This is a genomic window from Dactylosporangium aurantiacum (assembly GCF_000716715.1).
GTDB lineage: Bacteria > Actinomycetota > Actinomycetes > Mycobacteriales > Micromonosporaceae > Dactylosporangium > Dactylosporangium aurantiacum.
Map to the genome: position 1 here is coordinate 1 of NZ_JNYJ01000079.1, position 17,717 is coordinate 17,717.

Annotated in this window: 15 protein-coding genes; 12 read left to right on the forward strand and 3 right to left on the reverse strand. The window is 72.4% G+C overall.

Annotated features, from left to right (window positions below; translation table 11 throughout):
- The 3 genes from OP18_RS47770 to kdpF form a co-directional block, all read right to left on the reverse strand.
- Positions 1–523: P-type ATPase actuator domain-containing protein (locus OP18_RS47770; RefSeq protein ID WP_033367013.1), on the reverse strand; the 523-nt coding region annotated here is incomplete at its 3' end.
- Entirely contained in the window at positions 523–2,181 is a 1,659-nt protein-coding gene (kdpA, locus tag OP18_RS47775; protein ID WP_033367014.1) for a potassium-transporting ATPase subunit KdpA, read from the reverse strand. The genes OP18_RS47770 and kdpA, both read right to left, overlap by 1 nt.
- The gene (gene kdpF, locus OP18_RS59365; RefSeq protein WP_063745785.1) at positions 2,181–2,270 is read right to left on the reverse strand and encodes a K(+)-transporting ATPase subunit F; all 90 of its coding nucleotides are present in this window, start codon (positions 2,268–2,270) and stop codon (positions 2,181–2,183) included. Before kdpF ends, kdpA begins: the two co-directional genes overlap by 1 nt.
- 318 nt (positions 2,271–2,588) lie before the next feature.
- On the opposite strand from kdpF, the gene OP18_RS47780 reads away from it, so the two are divergent.
- From OP18_RS47780 to OP18_RS47840, 12 genes are all read left to right on the forward strand, one after another.
- A complete protein-coding gene (locus OP18_RS47780; RefSeq protein WP_033367015.1) occupies positions 2,589–2,981 on the forward strand; it encodes a VOC family protein in 393 nt (130 codons plus the stop codon).
- 27 nt (positions 2,982–3,008) lie between these two features.
- A complete protein-coding gene (locus OP18_RS47785; protein ID WP_033367016.1) occupies positions 3,009–3,443 on the forward strand; it encodes a YdeI/OmpD-associated family protein in 435 nt (144 codons plus the stop codon).
- Positions 3,444–3,547: 104 nt separating this feature from the next.
- Positions 3,548–4,996 (forward strand): rhamnulokinase, encoded by a 1,449-nt coding sequence (locus tag OP18_RS47790; protein WP_033367017.1) that lies wholly within the window; start codon positions 3,548–3,550, stop codon positions 4,994–4,996.
- 40 nt (positions 4,997–5,036) lie between these two features.
- Positions 5,037–5,879 carry a DeoR/GlpR family DNA-binding transcription regulator gene (locus OP18_RS47795; protein WP_052388453.1) on the forward strand — a complete coding sequence of 281 codons (843 nt, stop codon included), beginning with the start codon at positions 5,037–5,039 and terminating at the stop codon, positions 5,877–5,879.
- A 204-nt stretch (positions 5,880–6,083) separates the two neighbouring features.
- Positions 6,084–7,166, forward strand: a complete 1,083-nt coding sequence (locus OP18_RS47800) for an ABC transporter substrate-binding protein (RefSeq protein ID WP_033367019.1) — start codon at positions 6,084–6,086, stop codon at positions 7,164–7,166.
- Positions 7,167–7,175: 9 nt separating this feature from the next.
- Complete coding sequence (locus tag OP18_RS47805; RefSeq protein WP_033367020.1) at positions 7,176–8,705, forward strand: sugar ABC transporter ATP-binding protein; 1,530 nt, start codon at positions 7,176–7,178, stop codon at positions 8,703–8,705.
- Positions 8,702–9,664: an ABC transporter permease gene (locus OP18_RS47810; RefSeq protein ID WP_033367021.1), complete on the forward strand. Its 963-nt coding sequence runs from the start codon at positions 8,702–8,704 to the stop codon at positions 9,662–9,664. The genes OP18_RS47805 and OP18_RS47810 overlap by 4 nt, the downstream gene beginning before the upstream one ends.
- A 174-nt stretch (positions 9,665–9,838) precedes the next feature.
- Complete coding sequence (locus OP18_RS47815) at positions 9,839–10,822, forward strand: ABC transporter permease (RefSeq protein ID WP_052388454.1); 984 nt, start codon at positions 9,839–9,841, stop codon at positions 10,820–10,822.
- Complete coding sequence (locus OP18_RS47820) at positions 10,819–11,859, forward strand: Gfo/Idh/MocA family protein (protein ID WP_211273902.1); 1,041 nt, start codon at positions 10,819–10,821, stop codon at positions 11,857–11,859. The genes OP18_RS47815 and OP18_RS47820 overlap by 4 nt, the downstream gene beginning before the upstream one ends.
- Before the next feature lie 6 nt (positions 11,860–11,865).
- Complete coding sequence (locus OP18_RS47825) at positions 11,866–12,609, forward strand: DeoR/GlpR family DNA-binding transcription regulator (protein WP_033367022.1); 744 nt, start codon at positions 11,866–11,868, stop codon at positions 12,607–12,609.
- 1,145 nt (positions 12,610–13,754) lie between these two features.
- Positions 13,755–15,122, forward strand: a complete 1,368-nt coding sequence (locus OP18_RS47835) for a ricin-type beta-trefoil lectin domain protein (RefSeq protein WP_389254609.1) — start codon at positions 13,755–13,757, stop codon at positions 15,120–15,122.
- Between the two features lie 70 nt (positions 15,123–15,192).
- Positions 15,193–17,601, forward strand: coding sequence for a ricin-type beta-trefoil lectin domain protein (locus OP18_RS47840; RefSeq protein WP_052388455.1), 2,409 nt, complete (start codon positions 15,193–15,195; stop codon positions 17,599–17,601).
- Positions 17,602–17,717 lie beyond the last annotated feature (116 nt).

The window sequence follows — 17,717 nt, forward strand, 5'->3', positions numbered from 1 at the left end:
CGCCGCCGGACTCGCGGATCACGGGTGCGGACTCGCCGGTGATCGCGGACTCGTCGACCGAGGCGATGCCCTCGATGACGTCACCGTCGCCGGGGATGATCTGACCGGCCTCGACCACGACGATGTCGCCGAGCTGCAGGGCGGTGGCCGGCACCTGCTCCTCGACCCGGTCCGTCCCGACGAGGCGCCGGGCCATGGTGTCGGTCTTGGCGCGGCGCAGCGTCTCGGCCTGGGCCTTGCCGCGGCCCTCGGCGACGGCCTCGGCCAGGTTGGCGAACACGACGGTCAGCCACAGCCACGCGGTGATCAGCCACGCGAACACGCTGGGGTGCAGCACCGCCACGACGGTGGTGAAGACCGAGCCGATCTCGACGATGAACATGACCGGGTTGCGCCACAGGGTGGCGGGGTTGAGCTTGCGCAGGGCATCCGGCGTGGACTTCCACAGCTGCCGGGGGTCGAGCAGGCCGCCGGCGACCCGGCGCCGTGAGTCCTTGGGTTGTTCGACGGTCAGGGTGGCCATCAGATGCCTTCCGCGAGCGGGCCGAGCGCGAGGGCCGGCAGGTAGGTGAGCAGGACGACGATGACCGTGACCGCGATGACCATGCCGATGAACAGGGGTTGGTAGGTGCGCAGCGTGCCGGACGACTCCGGGACCGGTGTCTGCCGGGCGAGGGACCCGGCGAGGCCGAGGACCAGGATGATCGGCAGGAGCCGGCCAAGGAGCATGCACAATCCGAGGGCGGTGTTGTAGAACGTGGTGTTGACGCCGATGCCGGCGAACGCGGAGCCGTTGTTGTTCGACGCCGACGTGAACGCGTACAGCACCTCGGACAGGCCGTGCGCGCCCGGGTTGGCCATCGACGCGCGGGCAGTTTCCGAACCCATCGCGACCGCGGTGCCGACCAGCACCAGCGCGGGCGTCGTGAGCAGGTACAGCGACGCGAACTTGATCTCCCTGGCGCCGATCTTCTTGCCCAGGTATTCGGGGGTCCGTCCGACCATCAGCCCGGCCACGAAGACGGTGATGACGGCGAGGATGAGCATGCCGTACAGCCCGGAACCGACACCGCCGGGCGCCACCTCGCCGAGCATCATGTTCAGCATGGTGACCATGCCACCCAGCGACGTGTAGGAGTCGTGGAAGGAGTTGACGGCACCGGTCGAGGTGAGGGTGGTGATCGAGGCGAACGTCGCGGACTGCGACACGCCGAACCTGGTCTCAGTACCCTCAGTGGCCGCGCCGACGGCGGTCGGGACCGTCCCGCCGTGCGACAGCTGGAACGCGTTGATCGCGATGATGCTGCCGATCGCGAGGATCGCCATGATGCCCGCGATCGCCAGGCCCTGCCGGCGGTCTCCGACCATCCGGCCGAAGACCCGGGGCAGGCTGAACGGGATGCACAGGATCAGGAACAGCTCGATCCAGTTGGTCCAGCCGGTCGGGTTCTCGAACGGGTGGGAGCTGTTGGCGTTGTAGAACCCGCCGCCGTTGGTGCCCAGCTCCTTGATGACCTCCTGCGATGCGACCGGGCCGCCGGTGATGCTCTGGGTGGCGCCGGCCAGGGTGGTCACATCGGTGCCGCCGCTGAGGTTCTGCACCATGCCGCCGGCGATGAAGATCGTCGCTCCGATCACGGCGATCGGCAGCAGGATCCGGACACAGATCCTGACGAGGTCGACCCAGAAGTTGCCGAGCTGGTCGGTCTTGGCGCGGGCGAACCCTCGTACCAGCGCGACCGCGACGGCGATGCCGACGGCGGCGGAGGCGAAGTTCTGCACCGCCAGCCCGGCCATCTGCACCAGGTGGCCCATGGTCGACTCACCAGAGTAGGACTGCCAGTTGGTGTTCGTCACGAAGCTGACCGCGGTGTTCCAAGCCTGGTCGGGCTTTACCGGGTCGAAGCCGAGCGACAGCCACAGGTGGTTCTGGACCCGCTGGAACAGGTACAGGGCCAGGATCGAGATCGCGGAGAACGCCAGGACGCTACGGGCGTAGACACCCCAGGACTGCTCACCGTCGGGGTTCACCCCGACCGCGCGGTACAGCAGCCGCTCGGCGCGGGTGTGCCGGTCCGGCGTCACGGCCCGGTACATGTAGTCGCCGAAGGGCCGGTACACCAGCACCAGGGCGAGGATCAGCGAGGCGACGAACCCGACGCCCGCCGTTGTGGTGCTCATCAGAACTTCTCCGGGAAGAGCAGGGCCGTCACCAGGAACGCGGTCAGCGCGACGGCGAGGACGAGACCGACGAGGTTCTCGGCGTTCACAGCCGCTCCACCGCCCGCACCGCCAGGCCGAGGACCGCGAACACCGCGATCGTCAGCCCCGCCCTGCCCAGGTGCGTTGACGAAATCCATACGCCCCCGCCCGGCTCCTTGACGGTTTCTTAACGCCGGCCCTCCGCGGTGGCCGCCCGGCGCTGTCACGTTTCGGGGGCGAGGCCGGTCATACCTAGTGACCGGTACGTCCGGTGTGACGGCGGCCCGCACCGCGACGGAGCCGCCCGGCCGGCGCGTCGCAAGCACCGGATGGCACCGCACCGCACCGCATTGCAAGCACCGCATCGCAAGCACGAGGAGAGCACCATGTCACTGCCGATGAGCGCCATCATGCTCGGCGTCGAGGATCTGGACCGGGCCAAGCAGTTCTACGCCGAAGGCCTCGGTTTCAAGATCGACAAGGACACCCGCAACTACGTCTCGTTCAACCTGGGCGACGGGTCCCCGCAGCTGGCGCTCTACGAGTGGGAGGCCGCGGCGCAGGACGCCGGCGTCCCCTCGGAGGGGTCCGGCTTCCGGGGCACCTCGTTCCACCTGAACCCGCAGTCCAGGGACGAGGTGAACGAAACCATCCGCAACGCGGTCGCGGCCGGCGGTAGCGTGGTCAAGGAGGCGGCCGCCTCGCAGTGGGGTGGCTACTTCGGGTACTTCAGCGACCCGGACGGCTACCTGTGGAAGGTCGCGACGTATGGTGAGTGACCGCCGCCGACCTGCAAGGAGCGCGCCGTGAAGTTCCGCACCCTCGTCGAGCCGGTGGAGCCCATGCGCGGGCTGGAGGTGCCGCCGGAGGTGGTGGAGGCGCTCGGCGGGGGCGCCCGGCCGCCGGTGACGATCACGCTCAACGGGCACACCTGGAAGAGCCGGGTCGCCATCATGCGCGGTCGTCACCTGCTCGGGCTCAGCCACGCCAACCGGCAGGCCGCCGGGGTCACGGCCGGCGACGAGGTCGAGGTCGAGGTCGAGCTGGACGCCGAGCCCAGGGTGGTGGTCGAGCCCGACGACTTCGCCGAGGCCCTCGACGCCGACCCGGTCGCCCGCGCCGCGTATGACGGCCTGTCGCACAGCCGCAAGCGCGAGCACGTGCGCGCCATCGAGACCGCGAAGCAGGCGGAGACCCGCCGGCGGCGCATCGAGAAGGCCATCGCCACCCTGCGCGGCTGACCCCGTGTCCCGGCCCGGCCGTCACGGCCGGGCCGGGACGCCGCGACCGTCACGCGCGCGGCATCGCCCGGGGTGGTGCCCGCTGCCGGGGCTAAGCTCGGGCGGTGCCCGACTACCTGGCCGTCGACCTCGGTGCCGAGAGCGGCCGTGTGCTGCGCGGTGCGTTGCGTGACGACCTGCTGACGGTCACCGAGGTGCACCGGTTCGTCAACCGGCCGGTGGCGCTGCCCGAAGGGCTGCACTGGGACGCGCTCGCGCTGTTCGCGGACCTGTCCGACGGGATCGCGGCGGCCGTCGCCGGGGGATCGGAGCCCGTGGCGGGGGTCGGCATCGACGCGTGGGGCAACGACTTCGGCCTGCTCGACCGGGCCGGTCACCTCATCGGCAACCCGTGGCACTACCGGGACCGGCGCACCACGCGCAGCACCGCCGTGGTCGCGGCCCGGGTCGGCGCGCAGGCGCTGTACCGCACGACCGGCACCCCGCCGCTGCCGATCAACACCGCGAGCCAGCTGGTGGCGATGGAGGGTTCGCCGCAGCTGGACGTCGCCGAGCGACTGGCGATGCTGCCGGACCTGTTCGGGTACTGGCTGACCGGCGACCTCGCGACCGAGCAGACCATCGCCAGCACCAGCCAGCTGCTCGACGTCACGTCGCGGACCTGGGCGACCGGGGTCATCGACCGGCTCGGCATCCCGCGCCGGCTCTTCGCCGGGGGTGTCGTGCCGGCCGGGACGAAGGTCGGTCCGCTGCTGGCGCACCCGTCGGTCCCGTTGTGGACGGTCGCCGGGCACGACACCGCGGCCGCGGTCGCCGCCGTGCCGGCCACCGGCGACGGGTTCGGGTACATCTCGTCGGGGACCTGGTCGCTCGTCGGGCTGGAGATCGACGCGCCGGTGCTCACCGACGAGGCGCGGCTCGCCGGGTTCTCCAACGAGGCCGGCGTCGACGGCACGATCCGGTTCCTGCGCAACGGCACCGGGCTGTGGCTGCTGCAGCGCTGCCGGGCGGCGTGGGGCGACCCGCCGTACGCCGACCTGGTCGACGAGGCCGCGGCGGCGCCCGGGTTCCGATCGCTGGTCGACCCGGACGACCCGGCGTTCGTCGCGCCCCGGGACATGCCGGCGCGGCTGGCCGCCGCGTGCCGGGCGAGCGGCCAGCCCACGCCGCAGGGGCGCGGCGCCGTCGTACGGTGCGTGCTGGACAGCCTCGCGTGCAAGCACCGGTGGACGCTGGAGCGGGCGGAGGCACTCGCCGGCCGGCGGGTGGACACCGTGCACGTCGTCGGCGGCGGCGCGGCCAACCCGCTGCTGTGCCAGCTCACCGCCGACCTGACCGGCCGCCCGGTGCTCGCCGGGCCGGTCGAGGCGACCGCGGTGGGCAATCTGCTGGTGCAGGCGCGCGCCGACGGGCGGCTCGGCACGCTGCGGGACCTGAGGGCGGTGGTGGCCCGCTCGCTGCCACCGCGCCGGTTCGAGCCGGCCGGCGGGGCCCGGCACGACGACGCGTACGCTCGCTTCCTCGCCCTGCTCGACGCGGGTGAAACAATCTGACATATTTTGCCGAGCAACGGTGTAAGGGGAGGTGTCGCGGGTGCTGATCGCCGAGCGGCGGCGGCTGCTGCTGGAGCAGGTGCACGACCGCGGGTACGTGTCGTTCCGTGAGCTGGCCGACGCGCTGGACATCTCCGAGTCGACCGTCCGCCGCGACCTGCGCTCCCTGGTCGAGGAGGGGCTGCTGACGGCGACCCGCGGCGGTGTCGGGCCGGTCCGGCGCGGCCAGGACGCCGCCGGCGTCGCGGCGCCGGGCCCCGGGGACGCCACCGGTGCGCCGCGGCCCGCGGCCGACCGGCACGGCGCGGCCCGTCCGACGCCGGCGGAGCGGCCCGCCGACCCCGTCCCGCACCACCGGGAGGCGATCGCCGCGCACGCCGCGTCGCTGATCGTGCCGGGCACCGCGGTGCTGCTGGGCCCCGGGCGCACCACCACCGCGCTCGCCCGCCGGCTGGCCGGGATCGAGCAGCTCACCGTCGTCACCAACTCCGTGGCCGTCACGCAGGCGCTCATCGACCTGCCACAGATCGACGTCGTGCTCGTCGGCGGTGCCCTGCGCCGCTCGATCGGCGCCGTGGTCGGCCCGATCACCGAGCAGGCGCTGCAGGGGCTGCGCGGCGCCCAGGTGTTCCTGTCCGGCGAGGGCGTCACCGCCGAGCGCGGCCTGACCACGCCCAACGTGTTCGCCGCCGCCACCGACCAGGCGCTGATGGCCGCCGGCCGGCAGGTGGTCGTGCTCGCCGACCACACCAAGATCGGCCACGACACGATGTGCCAGACGGTGCCCAGCGACCGCATCGACGTCCTGGTCACCGATGACGCCGCGGACCCGGATACGCTGCGCCGCCTGCGGGCCGAGGGCGTGGACGTCCGGATCGCCTGACCTCCGGTCACCGGTCGGCCCAGTACCGACCAGAAAACGTCAACAAATTCCAACTCTTGACAACAGTTGGCACCACCTGACTACCATCTGGCAAGTTCCAATCAAACTCTTTGACTTCTCGGCACCGTGCACGAGTGCTCCCGCATGCCCGCGGGCGGCCGCGCCCGGCGCTGATCCGCCATGCCCGCGTGAAGGGAAAGCCAGATGCCGCAGTCCAGCAGATTCTCCCGTGGCCCCCGCCTCGGCGCCGTCCTGGCGCTGGTCGCCCTGGTCGGCACCGCCTGCACCAAGACCGCCGGTGACACCGCCGCACCCGCCGCCACCGGCTCCGCCGCCCAGCAGGTCCAGGCGACCTCGGGCGCCACCGGCTGCACCCCGGAGCGCTACAACGGCGGCGTGCCGAAGCTCGACCTCAAGAGCATCACCGTCGGCTTCGCGCAGTCCGAGAAGGAGGCCAACCCGTTCCGGATCACCGAGACCCAGTCCATCAAGGACGAGGCGGCCAAGCGGGGCATCAAGCTCATCACCACCAACGCGCAGTCCGACCTCAACAAGGAGATCGCCGACATCCAGGGCATGATCGCGCAGGGCGCCAAGGCGCTGATCATCTCCCCGCTGAACTCCGAAGGGCTCGATCCCGCGCTCAAGGCCGCCCAGGACGCCAAGGTGCCGGTCATGACGATCGACCGGCTGCTGACCACGAAGACCGCCTGCAAGGACTACCTCGGCTGGATCGGCTCCGACTTCGTCGTGCAGGGGCAGCGCGCCGCCGACGCGCTCATCGCCGCCACCGGCGACCAGGGCCAGGTGGCCATCCTGCTCGGCGCGTCCGGGGTCAACGTCACCGTCGACCGGACCAAGGGCTTCAAGGACCAGCTCACCGCCAAGGGCTCGAAGCTGAAGATCGTCGCGGAGCAGACCGGCGACTTCACCCGCGAGAAGGGCCAGAAGGTCACCGAGCAGCTGATCTCGGCCAACCCCGGGATCACCGCCATCTACGCCGAGAACGACGAGATGGCCCTCGGCGCGGTCGCCGCGCTCAAGGGCGCCGGTAAGAAGCCCGGCGACGTCAAGATCGTCACCATCGACGGCACCAAGGGCGCGGTGCAGGGCATCCTGGACGGCTGGATCGCCGGAGTCATCGAGTCCAACCCGCGCTTCGGCCCGCTCGCCTTCCAGGCGCTGGAGGACTTCTACAGCGGTAAGGGCGTCGCGGAGAAGACCATCATCTCCGACAAGGCGTACACCAAGGACAACGCCCAGGCCGAGCTCGTCAACGCGTACTGAGCCCGGACGATGACCACCCAGACAGCCACGTTGGAGGTCCGCGAGGTGCGCAAGCACTTCGCGGGCGTCCAGGCCCTCGACGGCGTCTCCCTCAGCCTGCACCCCGGCGAGGTGCACGCCCTCGTCGGTGAGAACGGCGCCGGCAAGTCCACCCTCATCAAGCTCATCACGGGCGTGCACCGGCCCGACGGCGGCACCGTGCACTACCGCGGCGCCGCGGTCGCCTTCACCGGCCCCCGCGAGGCGCAGGCGGCCGGGATCAGCACCATCTACCAGGAGGTGAACCTGGTCCCGCAGCGCAGCGTCGCCGGCAACCTGTTCCTCGGCCGGGAGCCGGTCAACCGGTTCGGGCTCATCGACCGGCGCCGGATGCACCGCGAGGCCGGCGACATCCTCGGCCGCTACGGCATCACCGTCGACGTGCGCAGCCGCCTCGGCGAGCTGGGCCTCGGCGTGCAGCAGATGGTCGCCGTCGCCCGCGCCCTGGCCACCGACGCCAGGGTCGTCATCATGGACGAGCCGACGTCGTCGCTCGAGCCGCGCGAGGTCGACCTGCTGCTCGGCGTCGTGGACGTGCTGCGCCGCCGGCAGGTCGCCGTCCTGTACGTCACGCACAAGCTCGACGAGGTGTTCCGCGCCTGCGAGCGGGTCACCGTGCTGCGCGACGGCCGCCTCGCGCACACCGGCGACGTCGCGGCGACCGACCGGCTCGCGCTGGTCGCCACCATGCTCGGCCGGGACGTCGACGTGGTGCGCCGGCACGGGGTCACCACCTTCACCGACGAGCACCGCACCGCGGCCGGCCCGGCGGTGCTGCGCGCCGAGGGCCTCACCCGGGCGCCCCGGCTGCGGGACGTGAGCCTCGACGTGCACGCCGGCGAGGTCCTCGGCCTCGCCGGGCTGCTCGGCTCCGGCCGCACGGAGACGGTCAAGGCCGTCTTCGGCGCCGCGCCGGTGGACGCCGGCACCGTGACCGTCGGCGGCGTCACCAGGCGCCGCTGGGACCCGGCGGCCGCGATCCGCAGCGGGCTCGCGATGGTCCCCGAGGACCGCAAGGCCGAGGGCGTCATCCCGGAGCTGTCGGTCCGCGACAACATCGTCCTCGCCGCGCTGCCCCGGCTCACCGTCGCCGGGTTCGTGTCCGAGCGGCGCCGGGCCAGGCTCGTCGACACCTTCGTCGAACGGCTCCGGATCAAGATCTCCAGCCCCGCGCAGAAGGTCCGCGAGCTGTCCGGCGGCAACCAGCAGAAGGTGCTGCTCGCCCGGATGCTGTGCCTGCACCCGAAGGTGCTCATCCTCGACGAGCCGACCCGCGGCATCGACGTCGGCGCCAAGGCCGAGATCCAGGCCCTCATCGACGACCTCGCCGGGCAGGGGCTCGGCGTCGTGCTCATCTCCTCCGACCTGGAGGAGGTCGTCGAGGGCGCCGACCGGGTCCTCGTGCTGCGAGACGGCGCGGTCGTCGGCACCCTGCACGGCGACCGGATCACCGAGGAGACCGTCATGCGCGTCATCGCCCACGCCGAGGAGGCCCCGTGACCGCGGCCCAGCTCAGCGCCGCCCGCCGCCCGCCCGACGTCCTCGGCCTGCTGCAGGTCGGCGGCGTGTACCTGGCGATCGCCGTGATCCTGGCGTTCAACCTGGCGTTCACCCCGAACTTCGCCACCGTCGCGAACCTGCGGCTGCAGCTGGTGCAGGTGGCCCCGGTGGCCATCGTCGCGGTCGGGATGGCGCTGGTCGTCGCCACGGGCGGCATCGACCTGTCGGTCGGCTCGGCGATGGCGGTCAGCGCGGCGCTGCTGCCGCTGTACATCGGCTACGGCGCCTGGCCCGCGATCGCGGTCGCGCTGCTGGCCGGCGCCGCCCTCGGCGCGGTCAACGGCTCGCTCGTCGCGTTCGCCGGGATGCAGCCGATCATCGCCACCCTCGGGCTGCTCGTCGCCGGTCGAGGCCTCGCCCTGGTCCTCGCCGACGGCCGGCTCACCGAGCTGTTCGACCCGACCCTCGCCGGCCTCGGCAACGCGTCGCTGCTCGGCGTGCCGATCAGCGTGCTGCTGTTCCTCGCCGTCACCGCGGCCGCCGCGGCCGCCGTGCGGTACGCCGCCGCCGGCCGGCGGATCCTCGCGATCGGCGGCAACCGGCCCGCCGCGACGCTCGCCGGCCTGCCGGTGCGCCGCACCCTGGTCACCGTCTACGTGCTCAGCGGCCTGCTCGCCGCGGCGGCCGGGGTGCTGTCCACGGCCCGGCAGGGCGCCGCCGACCCGTCGTTCGTCGGGCTGCTCATCGAGCTCAGCGCGATCACCGCCGTCGTCGTCGGCGGCACCCCGCTGTCCGGGGGCCGGGTCCGGATCCTGGGCACCCTCATGGGAGCACTGCTCATGCAACTCATCACCGCCACCGTCATCCAGCAGAACCTGCCCGACTCCACGGCCCGCATGATCCAGGCGGGCATCATCATCGCCGCCGTGTACGTCCAACGTGGACGGAGCCGCACATGACCGGCCCGCAGCGGAGCGAGGAGCTGGTCATCGTGGGCGCAGTTCGACGGTCAGGGCGGCGCCGGAGCGCAGCGGAGGTGGCGGCATGACCGGCCCGCAGCGGAGCGAGGAGCTGGTCATCGTGGGCGCAGTTCGACGGTCAGGGCGGCGCCGGAGCGCAGCGGAGGTGACGTCATGACCGCTCTCGGACTGCGGGTGGCGGTGCCGCGCTGGCGGGTCGACCGGGCCGGTGCCCCGCTCGTGCTCGGCCTGGTCGTGCTCGCCGGCGCGGCCGTCTTCGGCGGCAGCTTCGCCGGCGGGCGCAACCTCGGCAACATCGCCCTGGACAGCTCCTACCTGCTGCTCATCGCCACCGGGATGACGTTCGTGATCCTCAGCGGCGGCATCGACCTGTCCGTCGGCTCGCTGCTGGCCCTCAGCGGCGTGCTCACCGCCTACGGCGCCCGCTGGGGCACGCTGAGCGCGGTCGCGCTGCCGCTTGCCGTCTGCGCCGCGTTCGGGGTCGTCAACGGCCTGCTCATCGGGCGGGCGCGGATCGCGCCGTTCATCGTCACGCTCGCGACGCTGCTGTTCGCCAGGGGGCTCGCCTTCGCCGTCGCCGACGAGGGCAACCGTGTGTACATCATCCCCGCCGGCCTGACCCTGACCCGGCTCGGCCAGGCCCGCTGGCTCGGCCTGGGCGCGCCGGTCTGGCTGGCCCTCGCGGTCTTCGCGGGCGGGCTCGTGCTGCTCAACCTGACCCGGTTCGGTCAGGCGACCTTCGCCGTCGGCGACAACCAGGAGGCCGCGGAGCTGATGGGGCTGCCGGTCGCCCGCGTCCGGGTCCTCGTCTACGTGCTCAGCGCCGTGCTCACCGGCGTGGCCGGGGTCCTCGTCGCCGCGCAGACCCAGTCGGGCCTGCCGACGATCGGCGAGGGACGGGAGCTGGAGGCGATCGCCGCGGTCGTCATCGGTGGCACGCTGCTGTCCGGAGGAGCGGGGTCGCTCAGCGGCACCCTCGCCGGGGTCCTGCTGCTCAAGGTGATCCAGAACCTGATCAACCAGGTCGGCACCCTCACCGCGTACTACCAGCAGGTGGTCAGCGGCACGTTCCTCGTCGTCGTGGTCCTCGTCCAGCTGCGGCTGTCGGCACGGTCCGCCCGAAGGCGGCGGTCGTGAACCGCGCGGCCGGGTACGCGCCCGGCGTCGTGCCGCCCGCCGTGGTGGACGGGCCGCCGCTGCGGGTCGCGGTCGTCGGCACCGGCGACTGGTGGGGCCGCCAGCACGCCGAGCTGTTCGCCGGCCGGCCGGACACCACCCTGGTCGCCGTCGTCGGGCGCGACCCGGCCCGCACCGCGGCCCGGGCCGCCGCCTACGGCGCGACGCCGCACGTGGACCTCGACGAGATGCTCGAGCGGCACCGCCCGGACCTGGTGTCGGTGTGCCTGCCGAACGAGGCGCACTTCGAGCCCACGCTGCGGCTCATCCGCACCGGCGTGCCGCTGCTGCTGGAGAAGCCGCTCGTGTTCTCCCTCGCCGAGGCCGACGTGCTGGTCCGGGAGGCGACCGCCACCGGCGGGTTCGTCGGGATCAACTTCAACCACCGCTACGCGAAACCGGTCCGGCTGGCCGCGGCCGCCGTCGCCGGCGGCGACCTGGGCCGGCTGACGTTCGCCACGTGGCGCTTCGGCGGGGAGGCCGGCACCAGCCACCACCCGCACGCCAACCTGATCGAGACCCAGTGCCACGGCCTGGACATGCTGGAGCACCTGTGCGGGCCGGTCGAGTCGGTCATGACCCAGGCCGCGTCCCCGGCCGGTGCCGCCTACTCGACGCTGGTCGTCGCGCTGCGCTTCGCCGGCGGGGCGGTGGGCAGCCTGGTCGGCAGCTACGACTCCTCCTACGCGTACGCCGACACCCACCGGGTCGAGCTCAACGGCACCGCCGGGCGGATCCTCATCCAGGACACCGTGCGCCGGTACACCTTCCAACGCGCCGGCGACGAGACGGCCGAGGTGTGGCAGGCCGGCTACTTCAACGACACCGACCGCGGCTTCCACGCCACCTTCGACCGGCACGTCGACGACCTGCTGGCCGCGCTGCGGCAGGGGCGCGAGCCGCCGGTGCCGATCGCCGCCGGCCGGCGGGCGCTGCAGGTCGCGGACGCCGTCATCCGCTCCTTCGAGAGCGGGGCCCGGGTGCCCGTGGCGGGTTGAGCGGCGATGCTTGCCCGGCAACGACAGGAGATCATCCTCGACCTCGTCCGGCGCGACGGCGGGGTGCGCCTGCGTGACCTGATGCGGCGGCTGGGCGTGTCGGACATGACCGTGCGCCGCGACCTCGAGGACCTCGCCGGGCAGGGCCTCGTCGAGAAGGTGCACGGCGGGGCGACCCTGCCCGCCGGGGGCGTGCCGGCCGCTCCGGCCGCCGGTGCGTCCGCCGTCGCCGCGATCGCCCGGCAGGCCGTGGCGCTGGTCGAGCCCGGGGCGGCGATCGCGCTGTCGAACGGGGCGCTCGCCGCCGGGGTGGCCGAGGCGCTCGCCGACCGGCCGGCGACGACGGTGGTCACCAACTCGCTGCGGGTCGCCGGGATCCTGCACGGGACCCGGCACACCGTCGTGCTGCTCGGCGGGGTCCGCGAGGCGTCCGGTGCGCTGGTCGGGCCGGTCGCCGAGGCGGCCGCGGGCGGGCTCAACGTCGACGCGGTGTTCCTCGACGCGCACGGGGTGACCGTCCGGGCCGGCTTCACCGCCGGCAGCCTCGCCGCGGCGGGTGTCGAACGGCGGCTGGTCGCGTCCGCCCGGCGGCTCGTCGTGCTGGCCGGGCACACGCGGTGGGGGGTCACCGGGATCGCGACCGTCGCGGCGCTGGACGATGCCGACGTCGTGATCACCGACGAGGGCGTCGCCGACGACGCCTACGTGGCGCTCACCGATCATGCCGGGCGTCTCATCGTCGCCTCCTGACGACGTGCGTGATCGTGAAAGTTCCACGCGGTGCCGATCGTGGTCGTCTGATGTCTTCGGTGGCAGGCGGTGATGTATCGACCACGCATCCCTTGTACGGCGGATGCGACGCATTGACCGATGCGGAAATATCGGGCATGACGTCAGATGTCTGTTCTCGCATCCCGTTCCGGGATCGTCATCCGGGGGTTCCATGTCCCACTCTCCGTTCAGCCGCCGGATGCTGCTGGCCGCGCTCGGCACCACCGGCGGGGCGGTCACGGTCGGTCCAGCCGAAACCCCACCCGAAACCCCACCCGAAACCCCGCCCGGAACCCCGCCCAGAACTCCGCCCGGAACCCCGCCTGATGCCCGACCCGATGCCCGGCCGGATGCCCGGCCGGATGCCCGGCCGGATGCCCGGCCGGATGCCCGGCCGGATGCCCGGCCGGATGCCCGGCCCGGGTCACGGTCGGAGGAGTGGCCATTGGTCGGGCCGGAGGGCGGGCCGGTGGTCAGGCCCGACGTCCGGTGTGAGACCTGGTGCGGGGTCTGGTGCGAGGGCTGGTGCGAGCTCTGGCGTGAGCTCGCCGCGGATGCCTGCCCGGTGGTCCCGCAGGCGCCCGGGTGGGCCGCGGGGGACCGGCACCCGCCCGCGCCGGAGCCGGACCGGGCGCCGGCGGCGGCCGGCGCGCGGGACCGGGCCGCCGCCGTGCCCCGGCCGCCGAGTCGCTGACGCCGCCACCGCGCCCGCCGTCCGTCGCTGACGCCGCCATCGCCCCGGCCGGCCCGTTTGCTGGCGCCTGCGTCGCCCCGGCCGTCCTGTTGCTGGCGCCGTCACGGTGCCCGGCCGTCCTGTCACTGGCGCCGTGACCGTGCCCGGTCCTCCTGTCGCTGACGCCGTGACCGTGCCCCGGCCGCCGGGTCGCCGGTGGTCGCTGCCGCATCTCGGGCCGTCCCGCCGCCGACGGTCGCCGCCGCGACTCGCGAGCCGGCGCCAAATCACACTTTCATCGACATTCCGGCATCTCTTGACAGTACACATCATACGACTTATGTTTCGCCGGAGTTCGATCCGGGTGTATGTCGGCGCCACCCCCGCCGTGCCCTGCCCGGCCGCTCGAGCGCAGGCAGTGCCTTTGCCGCCAATCAAAGGAGACACAGCTGTGAGAGCTCACCAGAGACGACGCCTCGTGCCCCGCTGGCTCGCGGCGCTCGGCGCCGTGGCGGTCGTGGCCGCCGGCGTCGTCGCCTTCACGACGATGACCATCCCGTCCGCGTCGGCGGCCACGACGGCCGGCTGCGGCAAGACCCCGACACTGCGCAGCGGCACCTACACCATCCAGAGCTCCGGCCAGAGCCGCAGCTTCATCCTGCGCATCCCCGACGGGTACAGCAACACCCGCGCCTACCGACTGATCTTCGGCTACCACTGGCGCGGCGGCACGATGAACGACGTCGCCTCCGGCGGCACCAGCGGCGCGTCGTGGGCGTACTACGGCATGCAGCAGCAGTCCAACAACAGCGCGATCCTGGTCGCGCCGCAGGGCATCGGCAACGGCTGGGCCAACTCCGGCAACCAGGACCTCACGTTCACCGACGACATGGTCCGGATGATCGAGAACGACCTGTGCGTCGACACGACCCAGCTGTTCGCCATGGGCTTCAGCTACGGCGGCGGGATGAGCTACGCCATCGCGTGCGGCCGGGCCAGCGTCTTCCGGGCGGTCGTGGTGTACTCCGGCGCCCAGCTGTCCGGCTGCAGCCCGGGCACCCAGCCGATCGGGTACTTCGGCATCCACGGCATCTCCGACAACGTCCTGCCCATCTCCTCCGGCCGCTCGTTGCGCGACACGTTCCTGCGCAACAACGGCTGCGCCGCGCAGAACGCCCCGGAGCCGACGGCCGGCAGCGGCCGGCACATCACGACCACGTACTCCTGCCGGGCCGGGTACCCGGTGCGGTGGGCCGCGTTCGACGGCGGCCACGGCCCCGGACCGGTCGACGGCTGCTCCGGCTGCGAGGACGGCAACCGGACGTGGACGAAGGGCGAGGCGTGGCAGTTCATCTCCTCGTTCGCCGGTGGCACCCCGCCCAGCTCGCAGCCGCCGAGCAGCCCGCCGAGCAGCCAGCCGCCGTCGCAGTCGAACGTGACGATCGTCGGCACCGGCTCCGGCCGCTGCGTCGACGTGCCCGGCAGCAGCACGGCCAACGGCACCCAGGTGCAGCTGTGGGACTGCCACGGCGGCACCAACCAGCGCTTCACCTACACCGCCAACCGGCAGCTGCAGGTGTACGGCAACAAGTGCCTGGACGCCAACGGCCAGGGCACGGCCAACGGCACCACGGTGGTCATCTGGGACTGCAACGGGCAGTCCAACCAGCAGTGGAACGTCGCCGCCAACGGCGCCATCACCGGCGTGCAGTCCGGGCTGTGCCTGGACGCCGCCGCCTCCGGCACGGCCAACGGCACGAAGCTGCAGCTGTGGACCTGCCACGGCGGCACCAACCAGCAGTGGAGCCTGCGCGGCTGACCGGTTCACCGGTGGCGCCGGCACACATCGCGCCGGCGCCACCACCGCCACAGATGATGGGAAGACTTGCATGGCAACAAGGAACGGCCGGACGGCATGGTGGCGCCCCGGGCGCGGCGCGGCGGCGGTCGCGGCGGTAGCCGCCGCCGCGGCGGCGGTCCTGGTGGGGCTCACCACCCCGGCACAGGCGGCGACCGCGGTCACGATCAACGGCAGCTCGGGTGGCCGGGCGCTGGACGGCGTCGGCGCGGTCAGCGGCGGCGGCGGCAACAGCCGGCTGCTCATCGACTACCCGGAGCCGCAGCGCAGCGACATCCTGAACTACCTGTTCAAGCCGGGCTACGGCGCGGCGATGCAGATCCTGAAGGTGGAGATCGGGGGCGACACCAACTCGACCTCGGGTGCGGAGCCCAGCCACGAGCACACCCGGGGCGCGGTGAACTGCAACCGGGGCTACGAGTGGTGGCTGATGGAGCAGGCCAAGGCCCGCAACCCCAACATCACCCTGGTCGGGCTGGCGTGGGGCGCGCCGGGCTGGGTCGGCAACGGCAACTTCTGGTCCACCGACTCGATCGACTACCTGGTGGCGTGGCTGGACTGCGCCGGTACGCACGGTCTGACGATCAACTACCTGGGCGGCTGGAACGAGAAGGGGTACAACGTCGCCTGGTACAAGAACCTGCGTTCGGCCCTGAACTCGCACGGGTACGGCAGCGTGAAGATCGTGGCGTCGGACGACTTCGGCTGGTCCGCCGCGGATGACGCGTTGCGGGACAGCACGTTCGCCGCCGCGGTGTCCACGTTCGGCAGCCACTACGTCTGCGGGTACCGCAGCGCGCAGAGCAGCTGCCCGAGCTCCAGCAACGCGGTGGCCACCGGCAAGGCGCTGTGGGCCAGCGAGAACGGTTCGGACGACTACAACGCCGGCGCGCAGGCGCTCGCGCGGGGCATCAACCGGGGTTACATCGACGGGAAGATGACCGGGTACATCAACTGGCCGGTGATCGCCGCGATCACGCCGAACATCCCGTGGGCGACCACGGGCGTGGCGGTGGCGTCGCAGCCGTGGTCGGGTGCCTACTCGATCGGCAAGAACGCGTGGGTGATGGCGCAGACGACCCAGTTCACCGCGCCGGGCTGGCGGTACCTGGACAGCTCCAGCGGCTACATCGGCGGCAACCGCAACAACGGCAGCTACGTGTCGCTGCGCGCGCCCGGCTCCGGCGACTACAGCACGGTCATCGAGACGATGGACGCGACCGCGGCGCAGACGCTCAACTTCAACGTCACCGGCGGCCTGTCCACCGGCACGGTGCACGTGTGGTCGACCAACGTCCGGTCGAACAACACGACGGACTACTTCGTGCGCGGCGCCGACATCACGCCGTCCGGCGGGGCGTTCTCCCTGACCGTCCAGCCCGGCTACGTGTACAGCATCACCACGACCACCGGGCAGGGCAAGGGCACGGCGGTCAGCCCGGCGCAGGGCAACCTGAAGCTGCCGTACAGCGACACGTTCGACAGCTACGCCGTCGGTCGTGAGGCGACGTACCTGATGGACCAGCAGGGCTCGTTCGAGGTCGCCACCTGCGGGGGCGGCCACAGCGGGCGGTGCGTGCGGCAGATGTCGGAGCAGGCGCCGATCTACTGGACGTCCGGGCACGCCGAGCCGTTCACGTTGCTGGGCGACCTGACCTGGCGCAACTACACCGTCTCCTCCGACGTCATGCTGGAGAAGTCCGGCTACGCGCAGCTCATCGGGCGCGGTAACACGTACAACCACCAGGGCCCGCAGAACCTCAACGGGTACTACTTCCGGGTCAGCGACACCGGCGCCTGGTCCATCCGCAGCAACAACACCAGCGGCAACTGGCGCACCCTGGCCAGCGGCACCACGGCGGCGCTGGGTGTCGGGCGCTGGCACACGCTGGCGCTGACGCTCAACGGCAGCACCCTGACCGCGGCGATCGACGGCGCCACCGTCGGCACCGTGTCGGACACGACGTGGGTCGCCGGCCAGATCGGGTACGCCACGGCTCAAGGCGTGACGGCGCAGTTCGACAACCTGTCGGTGACCCCGGTCGGCACGTCCGGCGGGTCGACGGGTGAGGTGCGCGGCGCCGGCTCCAACCGGTGCCTGGACGTCAACGGCGCCAGCCAGGCCGACGGCGCGGTCGTGCAGATCTGGGACTGCAACGGCGGGGCGAACCAGCAGTGGACGCTCACCTCGGGCGGCCAGCTGAGCGTGTACGGCTCCAAGTGCCTCGACGTGCCCGGCACCACGCAGGGCACGCGGGCGCGGATCTGGACCTGCAACGGCGGCAGCGGCCAGCAGTGGCGGGTCAACGCCGACGGTTCGATCGTCGCCGTCGGGTCCGGGCTGTGCCTGGACGTCAACGGCGCCGGCACCGCCAACGGCACCGCGGTGCAGTTGTGGACCTGCAACGGCGGCAGCAACCAGACCTGGATCCGGGGCTGACCTACCGCTAGGCACCGCACGACAACGGCCCGGCCGTCCACTTCGGACGGCCGGGCCATCGTGGTGCGCCGGTGTGCCCCGGCGGTCCTCCGCGACGACGCCGTGCACCGCTGCTT

Excerpts from the sequence above, each read along its gene's own strand:
- OP18_RS47825 (WP_033367022.1), top strand. The coding sequence starts at position 11,866 with ATGCTTGCCCGGCAACGACAGGAGATCATCCTCGACCTCGTCCGGCGC.
- OP18_RS47805 (WP_033367020.1), top strand. The coding sequence starts at position 7,176 with ATGACCACCCAGACAGCCACGTTGGAGGTCCGCGAGGTGCGCAAGCAC.
- OP18_RS47780 (WP_033367015.1), top strand. The coding sequence starts at position 2,589 with ATGTCACTGCCGATGAGCGCCATCATGCTCGGCGTCGAGGATCTGGAC.
- OP18_RS47800 (WP_033367019.1), top strand. The coding sequence starts at position 6,084 with ATGCCGCAGTCCAGCAGATTCTCCCGTGGCCCCCGCCTCGGCGCCGTC.
- kdpA (WP_033367014.1), bottom strand. The coding sequence starts at position 2,181 with ATGAGCACCACAACGGCGGGCGTCGGGTTCGTCGCCTCGCTGATCCTC.
- OP18_RS47815 (WP_052388454.1), top strand. The coding sequence starts at position 9,839 with ATGACCGCTCTCGGACTGCGGGTGGCGGTGCCGCGCTGGCGGGTCGAC.
- OP18_RS47840 (WP_052388455.1), top strand. The coding sequence starts at position 15,193 with ATGGCAACAAGGAACGGCCGGACGGCATGGTGGCGCCCCGGGCGCGGC.